At 61.2% G+C, this 13,362-nt stretch carries 12 protein-coding genes; 2 read left to right on the top strand and 10 right to left on the bottom strand.

The window, feature by feature from the left end:
- Positions 1-5 precede the first annotated feature (5 nt).
- The 10 genes from AADW23_RS06140 to paaZ form a co-directional block, all read right to left on the bottom strand.
- The gene (locus AADW23_RS06140) at positions 6-1,187 is read right to left on the bottom strand and encodes a thiolase family protein (protein ID WP_341863642.1); all 1,182 of its coding nucleotides are present in this window, start codon (positions 1,185-1,187) and stop codon (positions 6-8) included.
- A complete protein-coding gene (locus AADW23_RS06135) occupies positions 1,187-2,917 on the bottom strand; it encodes a feruloyl-CoA synthase (protein ID WP_341863641.1) in 1,731 nt (576 codons plus the stop codon). Before AADW23_RS06135 ends, AADW23_RS06140 begins: the two co-directional genes overlap by 1 nt.
- 1 nt (position 2,918) lies before the next feature.
- Positions 2,919-3,395: a MarR family transcriptional regulator gene (locus tag AADW23_RS06130; RefSeq protein ID WP_341863640.1), complete on the bottom strand. Its 477-nt coding sequence runs from the start codon at positions 3,393-3,395 to the stop codon at positions 2,919-2,921.
- On the bottom strand, positions 3,392-4,144 hold the full coding sequence (locus tag AADW23_RS06125) for a crotonase/enoyl-CoA hydratase family protein (protein WP_341863639.1): 753 nt from the start codon (positions 4,142-4,144) through the stop codon (positions 3,392-3,394). The genes AADW23_RS06130 and AADW23_RS06125 overlap by 4 nt, the downstream gene beginning before the upstream one ends.
- Entirely contained in the window at positions 4,141-4,905 is a 765-nt protein-coding gene (locus tag AADW23_RS06120) for an SDR family NAD(P)-dependent oxidoreductase (protein WP_341863638.1), read from the bottom strand. The genes AADW23_RS06125 and AADW23_RS06120 overlap by 4 nt, the downstream gene beginning before the upstream one ends.
- A gap of 88 nt (positions 4,906-4,993) precedes the next feature.
- Positions 4,994-6,547 carry a TRAP transporter large permease gene (locus AADW23_RS06115; protein WP_341864284.1) on the bottom strand — a complete coding sequence of 518 codons (1,554 nt, stop codon included), beginning with the start codon at positions 6,545-6,547 and terminating at the stop codon, positions 4,994-4,996.
- A gap of 44 nt (positions 6,548-6,591) precedes the next feature.
- Positions 6,592-7,176 carry a TRAP transporter small permease gene (locus AADW23_RS06110; protein WP_341863637.1) on the bottom strand — a complete coding sequence of 195 codons (585 nt, stop codon included), beginning with the start codon at positions 7,174-7,176 and terminating at the stop codon, positions 6,592-6,594.
- 73 nt (positions 7,177-7,249) lie between these two features.
- Positions 7,250-8,266: a TRAP transporter substrate-binding protein gene (locus tag AADW23_RS06105; RefSeq protein ID WP_341864283.1), complete on the bottom strand. Its 1,017-nt coding sequence runs from the start codon at positions 8,264-8,266 to the stop codon at positions 7,250-7,252.
- Positions 8,267-8,601: 335 nt separating this feature from the next.
- The gene (locus AADW23_RS06100) at positions 8,602-9,375 is read right to left on the bottom strand and encodes a hypothetical protein (protein ID WP_341863636.1); all 774 of its coding nucleotides are present in this window, start codon (positions 9,373-9,375) and stop codon (positions 8,602-8,604) included.
- 30 nt (positions 9,376-9,405) lie between these two features.
- Positions 9,406-11,415 carry a phenylacetic acid degradation bifunctional protein PaaZ gene (paaZ, locus tag AADW23_RS06095; RefSeq protein WP_341863635.1) on the bottom strand — a complete coding sequence of 670 codons (2,010 nt, stop codon included), beginning with the start codon at positions 11,413-11,415 and terminating at the stop codon, positions 9,406-9,408.
- Between the two features lie 159 nt (positions 11,416-11,574).
- On the opposite strand from paaZ, the gene paaI reads away from it, so the two are divergent.
- On the top strand, positions 11,575-12,000 hold the full coding sequence (gene paaI, locus AADW23_RS06090; protein ID WP_341863634.1) for a hydroxyphenylacetyl-CoA thioesterase PaaI: 426 nt from the start codon (positions 11,575-11,577) through the stop codon (positions 11,998-12,000).
- 3 nt (positions 12,001-12,003) lie between these two features.
- Positions 12,004-13,308 carry a phenylacetate--CoA ligase PaaK gene (gene paaK, locus AADW23_RS06085; RefSeq protein WP_341863633.1) on the top strand — a complete coding sequence of 435 codons (1,305 nt, stop codon included), beginning with the start codon at positions 12,004-12,006 and terminating at the stop codon, positions 13,306-13,308.
- The last annotated feature ends 54 nt before the right edge of the window (positions 13,309-13,362 follow it).

Raw genomic sequence — 13,362 nt, 5'->3', positions numbered from 1 at the left:
TGGCTTCAGCCAACCCGCAAGACGACGGCCATGGCGGAATCCCCCGCCGCACAACCTTGGAACAGTCCTGTTCCACCGCCGCGCATGTTCAATTCCTCGATCATCTCGATCATCGCCCGCAGGCCCGTTGGTCCCTGCGGGTGACCCCAGATAAGGGAGCTGCCGAAGTTGTTCATGCTCCGCCAATCAATCCCGTAGGCACGGGCGAACGCGATGTCATTCACCGCAAAAGGGTTGTGGGATTTGATCGTGTCGACCCCATCAATGCTGATCCCGGCCCGCTCCATCGCCATGGCCGCCGCCTTGATCGGCGCGGCGGGCATGTAGCCCTTTTCTTCGCGGCCCTGCCCCACGGCCAGAATCTCGACAATCGGGCCCGAGCTGATCTCCTGCGCCCTTTCGCGGTCCGCCACCACTACCATGCCAGCATTGCCATCAGCCGGGTGGGTCTGCCCGGCAAAGGTGATTGTGCCGTCAGGCAACACGGGCCGCAGACGGGTCAGTTTGTCGGGGTCCGTCGGCTCCACGCCCTCATCGGTTTCCAGCGTGGCGACGGTCTTGCGGAACCGTGCGTCCGGCACTTCCAGAACCGGCATATAGCGGCGTTGAAAGGCACGGTCATCGGCCAAGGCATCGTCGTATTGCCCGCGCCGCGTCACCACCAGATCGTGCTGCTCTTCCGTGCTGATCCCTTCACGCGCGGCGACGTTTTCTCCGGTCTGGAGCATCCCATTCCGCGCCCAGGGGTCATGGCCAAAACTATCCAGAACCAGGTTCTCGGACGTCCCGGTGCCGCCCGTCCCTTGGGGGGCGGGGTAGTAGACATGGGCCCCGTTGGAGGTTCGGTCCCCGGACACCAACAACGCCTGTTTCGCCCCTTGCAGGCATTCGCCCACCGCCGTGGACAGCAAACGTGCGCCCGTCGCGCAGGCCTGTGACACCATCGGCGCGGCCAAGCCTTCGGCCCCTGCCATCGCCGTGAACCACGGCCCGCCATAAAAGCTGCCCGGTTGCAAAACGGTCTGACCGAAGGCGGCAAAATCAAATGTGTCAGGCGTCAGGTTCATCCGGCCCAACTCGGACCGACACACATGGGCGGCGAACTCGACCGAGTTCAAATGCGCCAGCGTTCCTTGCCAGCGCGCAAATGGGGTGGCCCAATAGGCACCATATGGAATGAAGGCCATTAGCTGTCTCCCAACACAACGACGCCCGGACCACCTTGATAGAGGCTTTCTATCAAATCTGCCCTGCGTGACTTCAGTTTCGCAAAGTTCAGGTTGCCCTTCGCGGTAATCTCTCCGTCTGCGATGTCCGGCGGCTCCGCCATCACCAAGACTCGCTTGATCTGCGCGGCAGAGCCGCCTGACCATCCGCATAACCCAGCGAAATCGGCATCGGTCAGCAGGGCGCCCGCCTCTTCAATGGCGCCGTCTCGGAGCCCTTGGGTAGGTACGATCAACGCCCCGACTTCGCCGTGCCCTTCGCCCACAAGGACAACATCCTGTGCGATGCCTTTCAGCGCCTCCAGAACCTTCAGACGCAGAACGCCCGCCCGCACCCATGTGCCGGTGACAAGCTTGAATTCTTCGCCGATGCGTCCATCGAACCGGAGCCCTTGGTTCATGTCATCGGGATCCACAAAGGCCATGGCATCGCCGGTCCTGAAGTAGCCTTCTTCGTCAAATGCATCGGCGGTTTTCTGGGCGTCGCCGAGGTAGCCGTTGAAAATCGACGGACCTTTGACGCGGACCTCGTATCGGTCGTCCACGGGGATCAGTTTCACATCGACCCCCGGCAAAGGCACGCCCACCACGCCGGAACGCTTTGTGGGTTCATGCTGTAGAATGGCCGCCGGCGCGGTTTCGGTCAGCCCCCAGGAAGAGGTGAACAACGGCAGGTCGCCGCGAACGTCCAGCGCCATGCTTTCCAGATCGCTCCACACGTCCTGCGGCAGGGAAGCCCCGGCGTAGAACAGCATGTCGAGGTCTTCGAAAAACGCTTTGGCAAAGCCCGGGTCATCCTTCATCGCGTCGCGTAGCGCGGCGAAGCCCACGGGGACGTTGAAGCTGATCGTGCCCTGTTTCAGGCGGTTGTTCTCGACCGTTTCGCCGATCAGCGCGGGAACCGGTTTGCCGCCGTCGATATACATGGTGCCGCCGTTGGCCAGCACGATGTTAAAGTTATGAGAGCCGCCAAAGACATGGTTCCAAGGCAGCCAATCCACCAACACGGGGGGGCGGCTTTTCAGGAACGGCAGGCCCATGGCAATTTGCGCTTGGTTCACGCACATCATCCGGTGGGTGGTTTTCACCCCCTTGGGCGCCGAGGTGCTGCCGCTGGTCATCAGGATCTTGGCGACCGTATCGGGGCCGACAGAAACGCCGCGCAGATCGCCGCCGCGTTGTGCCAGGGCGTCCAGCGTCAGGCCCGGCCCTGTCGCCATCAGTTGTTGCACGCCGTGCAGGCTATCGCGGGCAAAGACATCGGCCAGCGCCGCGCCATCTTCGGCGAAGACAGCCCCCGGCTGGATGAGCGAGGCGATGTAGTCAATCTGCCCCCGCGCCGCGGGAATGGCGGCATATTGCTCGGCCACGGGCACGATGGGCGCCCCGATATATTGGCACGCCAATGCCAGCAGCCCATGGGCGACCGAATTGCCCGTAATCACCATGACCGGGCGGTCTGGTCCCACGCCGATATCCAGCAATCCAACGGCAATGGCACGGGCTGTGTCGCGCGCTTCGCGGTAGTTGACTTCACGCCAGCCGTCGCCCGAGCGTTCCGCCAGAAACACCGTGTCCGGGGTCTCAACGGCCCAATGCTCCAACCAATCTGTGGTACGTTCAGCGATATCTCCAAGGTCAGCCCGCGCACGCAGGATCATCGTGCCATCGGCCCGATCTTCTCGGATCACGTCATGTCGTTGATACTTGTCCAATTTCCCGGCCCTCCCAAGCCTCGGCGCCGTTTTCCTCCACGCGGCGTAACGCGGCGATCAAAGCGGCGCGTTCTTCTGCTGCCATGCCTTTGGTCAAATGCTCATCAAATGCCCGCAACTTCTTGGCCGCGGCTGCGATTTTCTCGATGCCGGCGGTGGTTGCCGTCAGGCGGTACGCGCGGCGGTCGTTGGCATCTCGGGTTCGCTCAATCAGGCCTGGTTTCTGCAACTCGTCCAGAATCTGCACCAGATTGGGCCGTTCAATCGCCAGCACCTGCGCCAGATCCGATTGCTTGATCCCCGCGTTTTGCGCGATGACCGATAGGGCAGAATAGGTTGTGCGGCGTAGCCCGAAAGGCTTCAGAACCTTGCCCACTCCGACCAAGAGGGACGAGTTCGCTCGCTTCACATTGTAGCCCACCAACCCGCGCAGATCCGTGTCGAAGGACATCATTCGAAATCCGGTTCACGCTTGTCCAGGAACGCCCGAAAGCCTTCCTTTGCATCGGGCGAAGTCTGCGCCATCGAGGTGCAAAGAGCCTCGGTGAAGAAGCCCTCTTCCGGCGACATGGAGTTGATCTTCGAGACCCCATGAATGGCGAAATAGTTTGACATCCGCGCGTTCTTGGCGATCTCCGCGGCCAGCTCTCGTGCCTTTTCCAACGGGTCATCCACGACGTAGTGACACAGCCCCAAGGCCAAGGCATCCTGCGCGCCATAGGTGCGGCCCGTCAACATCATCTCGGTTAATCGGTCCGGCCCGATGATTTTGCCCACACGCACGGTCGCGCCGCCCCCCACGAAGAAACCGCGTTTGCCTTCAGGCAACTGAAACCGCACATCGGGCCCCGCCACGCGCACGTGACAGGCGCTGGCAACTTCCAGCCCGCCGCCGATCACCGCGCCGCGCATGGCGGTGACGATAGGCAAACCGCCAAACTGCACCCGCTCCATCGCGCGGTGCCAGCCACGGGAATGGGCCATGCCCTCCGCCGGGTCACGGTCATGCTGCTCGGCCAGATCAAGACCGGCACAGAAGTGGTCCCCCGCCCCCGTCAGGATCGCGACACGCACGCCTTCCGGCGGCGCATCACAGAAGGCGGAGAGTTCGGCCAGAAGCGCATCATTCATGGCGTTGCGCTTGTCGGGGCGGTTCAGGGTCAGCGTGGCGACGCGGCCCTCTATCGCGATATCGAGGCTCATTTCGGGGGCAACCTTGTTGCGCCGTCGAGGCGGATGACCTCGCCGTTCAGATAGGGGTTCTCGACGATGCTGGCGACCAACTGGCCGAATTCAGCAGGATGCCCCAACCGCGCCGGGAACGGTACATTGGCCACAATAGCTGCGGTGGTTTCTTCCGGCAGGCTTTCCATCATCGGCGTGTTGAACAGCCCCGGCGCAATGGCGTTCACGCGGATGCCGGGCCGGGCAAGTTCACGGGCCAAGGGCAGGCACATGCTGGCAATCGCCCCCTTGCTGGCGGCATAGGCCGATTGCCCCACTTGCCCATCCTGGAACGCGGCCGAGGCGGTGTTGACCACGACACCCCGTTCGCCATCTTCCAACGGTGGCAGGTCCATCATCGCCTGAACCGCGTAGGTCATCACGTTATAGGTGCCAATCAGGTTCACCTCGATCACCTTGCGAAAAAGATCAAGCGAGGTCTTGCCCTCGCGACCCACGATCCTGGCCGCAAAGCCGATGCCCGCACAGTTCACGCAGATGCGCGGGGCTTGCCCGAACCGCGCCATCGCGCTGGTCACGGCAGTCGCCGCCTGTTCGGGGTCGGTGACGTCACACTGCTGAGAGTAACCGCCAATGTCTGCGGCCACTTCCCGCGCACGGTCGCCGTTGAAATCGAGCACTGTCACGTCGCATCCCTGCGCCGCCAGATAGCGGGCTGTCGCCTCGCCAAGGCCCGAAGCCCCGCCTGTCACAATCGCTGATTGTCCGTCTAGTTTCATCACATACCTCCCCTGTGGCGTGACCGCCTTCGGCTTGAATAGCACCGGTTTCCTACTCCCGTTGGAAACCGTTATAAAGTATAATCATCTACCAGGTGATAAAGATCAAGGTAATCATTGGGAATAGAACCAACAGAACCACCCGCAGCAGATCAGACGCCACAAAGAACATCACGGCCTTGTAGGTGTCCGTCATCTTGGTGGTCTTCTCCATCGCATTGATAATGAACAGGTTCATCCCCACGGGCGGCGTGATAAGGCCCACCTCCACCACGATCAGCACCAGGATGCCGAACCAGATTGCCACCAGTTCCGAGTTGATCCGGGCCAGCGCACCGGCATTGACCCGACGCAACTCCAACGCACGGGTCTGGTCGCGAACCAGTTCCTCCCCGTTGGCGAGCGTCGTGAAGATGCTGTTGAGCATCCCATCGGCCATTTCGTAATGCCCCTGGATTGCGCCCATCGCCGCTGTCTGGGCAGCATCCAATGTGCCGCCACTGGCAAAGGCTTCTTGCAGACTGGAGACCATGCCCGAGGTTATATCCGGCACCGCCGCCATCGCCTCCATCGCGCGGGCGCCATGCAGGTCGACCATGGACACAAAGCCAAAGTCCAAACCCTGCATCACTGGCCAGAAGATCGGAATGGTCAGCAAGATCATCGACAGGCTGTCCATGAAGCACCCAAGCACCAGATAGAACACCAGGATGAGAATCAGGATCATGTAGGGCGAAAAGCCCGAGTCGCCGACCCATGCCGCGATGCCTTGGGGCACCTGTGTCAGGGCGAGAAAGCCGTTGTAGAAGGCCGCGCCAAGGATGATGAAGAAGATCATCGCCGTGGCGCGCGCTGTGACAGTAAAGCTTTCGATCAAGGTCACGCGTGTCAGTCCGCCGTTGAACCAAGCGATCAACCCAGTGCCAAGCGCGCCAACAGCGGCGCCTTCGGTCGGGGTAAACCAACCCGCGTAGATACCGCCGACCACGGCGCCGAACACCATGAGAACCGGCCAGATCTTGACCAGGGACGCAAAGCGTTCCGCGTAGGGAACCCGTGGCATCACACCGCCCCGCTCAGGGAACAGCCGCACATAGATCGAGATCGCAAGGACATAGCCAAGCGCCGCAATGATGCCGGGAATGAAGGCCGCAAGGAACAGCTTGGCGATGTTCTGCTCGACCAAAATGGCATAAATCACCAGCACGATAGAGGGCGGGATCAGGATACCAAGGGTGCCGCCCGCTGCCAGAACAGCCGTGGAGAAGCCGCCGTCATAGCCGTAGCGTCGCATCTCGGGCAGGGCCACCCGGCCCATGGTGGCCGCCGTCGCCAAGGACGATCCGCAAATCGCGCCGAAGCCCGCGCAAGCGCCCACAGCCGCCATCGCCACGCCGCCCTTGCGGTGGCCCAGCCAGCCTTCCGCGGCCTTGAACAGCGCCTGGGACATGCCGCCAAGGGTGGCGAAATGGCCCATCAGCAGGAACATCGGGATGATCGACAGGGAATAGCTGGAAAACGTCGTGAAGGTTTCAGACTTCAGGCGACCGAAAGGCACCTGCGTGCCGTCCGTCACCATGACAAGCCCGATCAGGCCGGTGACGAACATCGACAGGCCGATCGGCACCCGAAGGAAAATCATCGTGAGAAGCAGAGGGAACGAGAGGAACCCGATAAGTTGGTCAGTCAATGCTCTGCTCCCAGATCAGCGGGGAGCATCACGCGGCCCGTCATCATTTCAATCACCCGGACAATCGCCAAATAGACCGAGACCACAGCCGCCAGGACGGCCCCCAAAAGGCCAATGGCGTAGGAACACCAAACCGGGAAATTCAGCTCCAGGGTGGTTTGGCCCGAATTCAGTTTCCCCATCATGCCTCCGAAGAGTTGTGCGGCGATCAGCACAAGAACGGCGGCGAAGATCACCTCGGTCACCCCGCGAAGGATGCGGTTGGTGCGCTCGGACATCTGCGAGGTGAAGATATCCACGGTCGCGTGTCCGCCTGTAATCTGGCAAATTGGCAGGAACGCGAAAATCACGAAGCCGATGCCGGCCTCGATCAGCTCAAACGTGCCAAGGATCGGGCCAACGCCCGCGTCAATCATCCATTGCCCCAAACCGGCAAGGACATCCGCGTCTTTCATCCAGTGAAACAGACGGTCAAGGACACGCATAACGACGGAAAATACTGTCAGCAAAATGACGGCCGAAAGCATCATCCCGCCAAGGATGGCCATCAGGCGGGACAAGGACATAAGAGCGCGGTGCATGAAACTTCCAGGAGTTTTGGGTAGAAAAAGGGCCGCGGCAGATCGCCTGCCGCGGCCCGTTTTGCCTAGGGGCTTACTGAGCGCATTCGCCCGTCATCAGCTCGTTTGCGCGATCGATCAGCGCCTGACCGTCCATGCCGTTCTCGGCAAGGTCAGCGATCCATGTCGCGTAGATTGGCTCTACAACAGGCATCCATTCGGCCTGAGCGGTCGCTTCATCAATGGTGATGATGTTGTTGCCCAATTCAACGGCGATATCGCGCGCTGGACCATCGGCATCGGCCTGCGTGCCACCGGCAAAGATCGAGAACTCAAGACCAGAATGCTCGTCCATGATCGCCTGAAGATCTGCAGGCATCGCTTCGTAGGCTTCGTTGTTCATCGCCAAAACGAAGGTGAGGTTGTAAAGCGCGTTGCCTTCAAACTCGGTGTGGTTCTCGACCAGTTCCGCCACCCGCAAGGACGCCGTAACTTCCCAAGGGATCGTTGTGCCGTCGATAACACCGCGCGAAAGTCCCTCGGTCACAGCAGGCACAGGCATCCCGACCGGCGTAGCACCCGTGGCTTCAAGCAATTGGTTCACCAGACGCGAGCCGCCACGGATCTGCATGCCTTCAAGGTCAGCGGGGGTCTCGACCGGGTCTGCCGTGTGGAACAGACCGGGGCCGTGTACCCAAGTGCCCAGAAGGTGCACAGAGGAGAATTCCTCCTGCATGCTTTCCTCATACATCGTCCAGTAGGCGCAGGACGCGGCACGGGCATCGGCAACCATGAACGGCAGTTCGAAAACTTCGGTCGAAGGGAAACGGCCCGGCGTATAGCCGACCACGGTCCAAACGATGTCAGCAACACCGTCGATCGCTTGGTCCAGAAGTTCTGGCGGGGAACCACCCAACTGCATGGAGGGGTAGCGCTCGATCGAGATACGGCCGTCAGAGGCTTCTTCGATCTGGTCCGCCCAAACGTCCAGAACCAGCGTCGGCACGTTAGCCTGTGCGGGCAAGAACTGGTGCATCCGCAGGGTCACTTCCTGAGCAAATGCGCCAGACGCGGCCATCGCGCCCACGGCAACGGTGCCAAGCGCCGTCATAAGTGTCTTGTTCATCATGTTGGTCTTCCTCCCAGTGGTTTTTCCCGGGGCGGTCACGCCGCCTTGTTCCGGAACATGCGCAGTTGAGTTTCCCTAACTCAACTACAAGATTTATGAATATGAAGCATAATCGTTATGCCATGTCACTATTTTTGTGCGAAAAGCACAATTCTACCGGCCTTTCTGCAATAAAAGTTCACTTGACCCCACAGGGGCCATTGCCCTGTTTTGGCGCCCCCCCCTGCGAGCCACCCTTGTCGCAAAACCTGCAGGGGGCAGGCCCTCCGATAGAATCCTTGCGCTGCCTGTGAGGGCCAAGACTGTCAGTGGCAGCCTCATTCCAACACCTGCAACCATTCGTCCTGCACCGGACCCAGTTGGTCCAGTAGTGCGTGGACACGTTTACGACAGGCTATTTCCGCCCGCTCGGCCCCCAATACAGCCTCCGCCGCCGGGTCAGAGCGAAGGGCGAGCCGGCGCCAGCCATGCAACACCAACACCCGAAGCGCCAACCGATCAAGGGGAGACTCGGGCAGCGCATCAATAATGCTGACCAACTCCGCCAGCTTAGCGAACGCGTCTTCACACCCGGCCTCTGCCACCTCGGCGCGGACCCAATCGGGCAAGCCTCGGTCGCTCGGCTTGGCGACGATCCAATCCTCTGGCACGTCTTCCAGCGCCCCCGCGACAAAGCCGAAGCTACGCGCAATTGATATCGCCGAGGCGCCTTTGGGCAGCAATGCGAAGCCATCGGGCGCATCGGGCGGCAAGCCCACCAGGTGCCATTCTTCACACCCGGCGCCGGGCCCATAGACCCGATTCTCGACCTCGCCCACCTGCTTCATCCCGGTTGCAGAGAGGCTGTGGTATCCCACACGCCCATCGCGGCGGCTTTCAACCCAACCGTCCCGCTTCAAGCGGTGCAGGGCGACCCTCATCGCTTGCGGTTGCAGTCCAAGCCGCTCCACCAGGGCCGACAACACAATGCCCGACACTTCCGCGCCGCTGGACCGCCCCACATCGCCGAGGCAGGTCACCAGAACCGACCACAGCTTAAGCGGCGCGTCCGAGGCAAGTGCCGCGGCCAGATCCCGAACCGGATCACGCAAAACCGCGGTCCTTCCGTTCGGTTGTCGTCTTCATTTCGCGACCATCGTTAACAACTCGTATTCCGCCACGGCATCGCCGTCTTGATTGGTGACCTCTGCGTGCCAGCGTACCTCACCATACTCTTCCGTCCGAGATTTCCTATCCATTACCGTCAGATCAACGATAATGCTGTCTCCTGGCACGACAGGCTTCAGGAACCGCAGATTATCCAGCCCGGTATTCGCCAGAACTGGGCCCTCGGCGGGCTCTACAAACAGGCCCGCCGCAAAGCTGAGGATCAGATAGCCATGGGCTACGCGGCCCGGAAAGAACGGGTTCCGCTCGGCTGCGGCGTCATCCATGTGGGCATAGAAAGTGTCGCCGGTGAACTCCGCAAAATGCGAGACGTCATCCAGTGTAATTGTGCGCGGCTCTGTGCGCAGGGTGCGCCCGAGGCTCAACTCGTTGAATGTGACCTGGAACGGGTGCTGCGCCTCGGCCTTCTTGTCGGCGCCGGGAAGCCAGCGCCCCGTCACCGACGTCAGCATCGAGGGAGAGCCCTGAACCGCCACCCGCTGCATGTAGTGCTTCACCGCGCGGATGCCGCCCAGTTCCTCACCACCGCCAGCACGCCCCGGCCCACCGTGGGTCAGATGCGGCATCGGCGCGCCGTGGCCTGTGGCCTCGCCCATGCTGTCACGGTCATTGATATAGACGCGGCCATGCCAAGCGCCGATGCCCGTCACGACTTCACGGGCCACATCGGGGTCGTGGGTGATGACAGAGGCCACCAGGCTGCCGCCGCCCCGGTTCACCAGCCCCACCGCATGATCCAGGTCGCGATACCCCATCAGGGTCGAGACCGGGCCAAAGGCTTCGGTTTCATGCACGGCTGTCGCGGCATCGGGATCGGCGCAATGGAACAGCTTGGGGGAAACAAAGGCCCCCTTCTCGATGTCGCCGGCAACTTCGCCCTCGAAGACGCATTCGGCTTCACTGGCGATGATCGCGGCCTTTTCCAGCACGTCTTCGCGCTGATCGGCCGAGACGACAGGCCCCATTCGCACGCCCTCATGGCGCGGATCGCCCACGACGACGCGGGAAAGCCGCGCCGACAGCCCCTCTATCAGGGGCTGGAGAAGCCGTTCGGGTGCCAGCACCCGCCGAATGGCAGTGCATTTCTGTCCCGCTTTCGTGGTCATTTCTCGGGTGATTTCTTTCACGAAGAGATCAAATTCCGGGCTGCCCGGCTCTGCGTCTGGGCCAAGGATCGTAGCGTTCAGACTGTCTTGTTCCGCCGTGAAGTGCACGGCGCGGTCCAGCAAGCCTTGATGCCCGCGCAACATCCGCGCTGTTTTCGCGGACCCGGTGAAAGTCACCGAATCCTGCGCGTCCATGTGGTCCAACGCATCACCGACTCCGCCACTGATCAGTTGCAACGCGCCATCCGGCAGAACCCCTGCATCCAACATGATTCGCACGCATAGTTCGGTCACATGGCAGGTCGCCGTGGCCGGTTTGACGATAGAAGGCACACCTGCCAGCAGCGCCGGAGCGATCTTTTCCAGCATCCCCCAAACGGGGAAGTTGAACGCGTTGATATGCAACGCGACGCCCAGTTTCGGCGTATAGATATGCTGCCCGCCAAAGGCGCCGGTCTTGCCCAACTGCTCGAATCCGCCGTCAATCAGGACATGCCCTTCCGGCATTTCGCGCCGCCCCTTGGAGGCGAAGACAAACAGCGTGCCGATGCCGCCGTCCACGTCAAAGCCATGGTCGGCTTGGGTTGCACCGGTGGTGAATGACAGGTCGTAGAGCCGTTGCTTGTTCTTGTTCAGGTGAAGCGCCAGCGCCTTCAGCATCCGCGCCCGGTCGTGGAAATCCATCGCCCGCAGGCCTGGCCCGCCCACTTCGCGGCCATAGGCGATCATGCCCTGCACATCCAAATCGGCACGGCCGGCTTTGGCAATCACCTCTCCGGTGGAGGCATCCGCGATTGCGCGCGAGCCCGCATCTGGACCGATCCACACGCCCTTTGCGAAACTTTCAACATGTTGCACAATATTTCCTCCCCGAATAATCTTGTAACACTTTGCGCGATCAGACAAAATGCTGCAAGTAAAGTTTGGGAGGACTTCCACCATGGGCCTGGGCAGCGCCGCGCAAGCGGATGAAAAAACCATGCACGCAAGCGGTGCCTTTGTGGTGTATAACACATTATGACCCCGAAAGAGCGTGCAAACCGAAGTGCGGCTGCCATGTGGGCGGGCGACAAGGCCTCGGCCTGGGTCGGCATGGAGATTACCCATGTCGACGAAGGTAAGGCCACCCTGACCCTTAAGATTCGGGAAGAGCACTGTAACGGGCACGGTATCGGCCATGGCGGCGTGACCTTCATGCTGGCCGACAGTGCCTTCGCTTTTGCCTGCAACTCTCGCAACGTCGCAACGGTAGCCCAACACAATTCAATCAATTTTCTCGCCCCGGCCCGCCTTGGCGATACGCTGACCGCCACCGCCGTGGAGACGACCCTGAAGGGGCGCTCGGGCATTACCGACGTGACCGTCACCAACCAATCCGGCGAGAAGATCGCCTTGTTCCGAGGTGCGTCCCGCGCACTCGGCTCTGCTTTGTTTGAGGAATAAGACATGCGCGACCTCACCCCCTCTCGCGATTCTCTCGATGCGATTGAAATTGCGTCCCGCGATGAAATTTCGGCCCTGCAACTCGACCGATTGAAATGGTCGTTGCAACACGCCTACGACAATGTGCCGTTCTACAAGGCGCAATTTGATGCGGCGGGTGTGCACCCCGCGGACCTGAAGTCCTTGAAGGATCTGGCGAAGTTCCCGTTCACAGTGAAGTCCGATCTGCGCGACAACTACCCGTTCAACATGTTCGCCGTGCCCCGTGACAAGATCTCGCGTATCCACGCCTCTTCCGGCACCACGGGCAAACCTACGGTCGTGGGCTACACCGATGGCGATCTGGAGATGTGGGCCAATATGGTCGCCCGGTCCTTGCGCGCGGCAGGCACCAAGCCCGGCGACATGCTGCACAATGCCTACGGATACGGCCTGTTCACCGGCGGCCTTGGCGCGCACTACGGGGCCGAGAAGCTTGGCTGTACAGTCGTGCCCGTCTCCGGCGGGATGACGGCCCGGCAAGTCACGCTGATCGAAGATTTCCGCCCCACCACGATCATGGTCACCCCGTCCTATATGCTCAACATCTTGGAGCAATATCACCGACAAGGCATCGACCCGCGCGATTGCTCGCTAGAAGTAGGGGTCTTCGGGGCCGAGCCTTGGACCAACAAGATGCGCGCAGAGGTGGAAGCCGCTTTCGACATGCACGCCGTAGATATTTACGGCCTGTCGGAAGTCATGGGCCCCGGCGTCGCCAGCGAATGCGTCGAAACCAAGGACGGGCTGCACATATGGGAGGACAACTTCTACCCAGAGATCATCGACCCGGTCACCGGGGAAGTGGTTGAGGACGGCGAAATGGGGGAACTGGTTTTCACCACGCTCACCAAGGAAGGCATGCCGATCATCCGCTACCGCACCCGCGATTTAACTCGGCTATTGCCCGGCACCGCGCGATCCATGCGGCGCATGGAAAAGGTGACAGGCCGCTCGGACGACATGATGATTCTGCGCGGTGTAAACGTGTTCCCGACCCAGATCGAAGAGCAGGTCCTGACGATTGAGGGCCTGGCGCCGCACTATCAGATCGAACTGTTGAAGGAAGGCCAGATGGACGCCATGCGCGTCCACGTTGAATGCCTGCCCGAACATAGCAGCCCCGAGGCACAGGCCGCCCACGGGGCGACCTTGAAACACCGCATCAAGGAAGTCGTCGGCATCACCGCCGTCATTGTTGTCGCAGAGCCTGGCGGCGTCGCCCGCAGTGAAGGCAAGGCAAAGCGGGTGATCGACAATCGCTCCTGATCGGCTCGGCACGCGAAAAGCGTTACTTAAAACCTCTTTAGTTTTTATGTGGTA

Origin of the sequence: Gymnodinialimonas sp. 57CJ19, assembly GCF_038396845.1 — a bacterium.
Classification (GTDB): domain Bacteria; phylum Pseudomonadota; class Alphaproteobacteria; order Rhodobacterales; family Rhodobacteraceae; genus Gymnodinialimonas.
The sequence above is the reverse complement of the archived record's forward strand: the minus strand, read 5'-3'. Positions and strand labels throughout refer to the sequence as shown.

Coding starts and splice junctions, on each gene's coding strand:
- AADW23_RS06140 (WP_341863642.1), bottom strand. CDS start 1,187: ATGGCCTTCATTCCATATGGTGCCTATTGGGCCACCCCATTTGCGCGC.
- AADW23_RS06130 (WP_341863640.1), bottom strand. CDS start 3,395: ATGATGTCCTTCGACACGGATCTGCGCGGGTTGGTGGGCTACAATGTG.
- AADW23_RS06125 (WP_341863639.1), bottom strand. CDS start 4,144: ATGAGCCTCGATATCGCGATAGAGGGCCGCGTCGCCACGCTGACCCTG.
- AADW23_RS06120 (WP_341863638.1), bottom strand. CDS start 4,905: ATGAAACTAGACGGACAATCAGCGATTGTGACAGGCGGGGCTTCGGGC.
- AADW23_RS06115 (WP_341864284.1), bottom strand. CDS start 6,547: ATGATTTTCCTTCGGGTGCCGATCGGCCTGTCGATGTTCGTCACCGGC.
- AADW23_RS06110 (WP_341863637.1), bottom strand. CDS start 7,176: ATGCACCGCGCTCTTATGTCCTTGTCCCGCCTGATGGCCATCCTTGGC.
- AADW23_RS06105 (WP_341864283.1), bottom strand. CDS start 8,266: ATGACGGCGCTTGGCACCGTTGCCGTGGGCGCGATGGCCGCGTCTGGC.
- paaI (WP_341863634.1), top strand. CDS start 11,575: ATGACCCCGAAAGAGCGTGCAAACCGAAGTGCGGCTGCCATGTGGGCG.
- paaK (WP_341863633.1), top strand. CDS start 12,004: ATGCGCGACCTCACCCCCTCTCGCGATTCTCTCGATGCGATTGAAATT.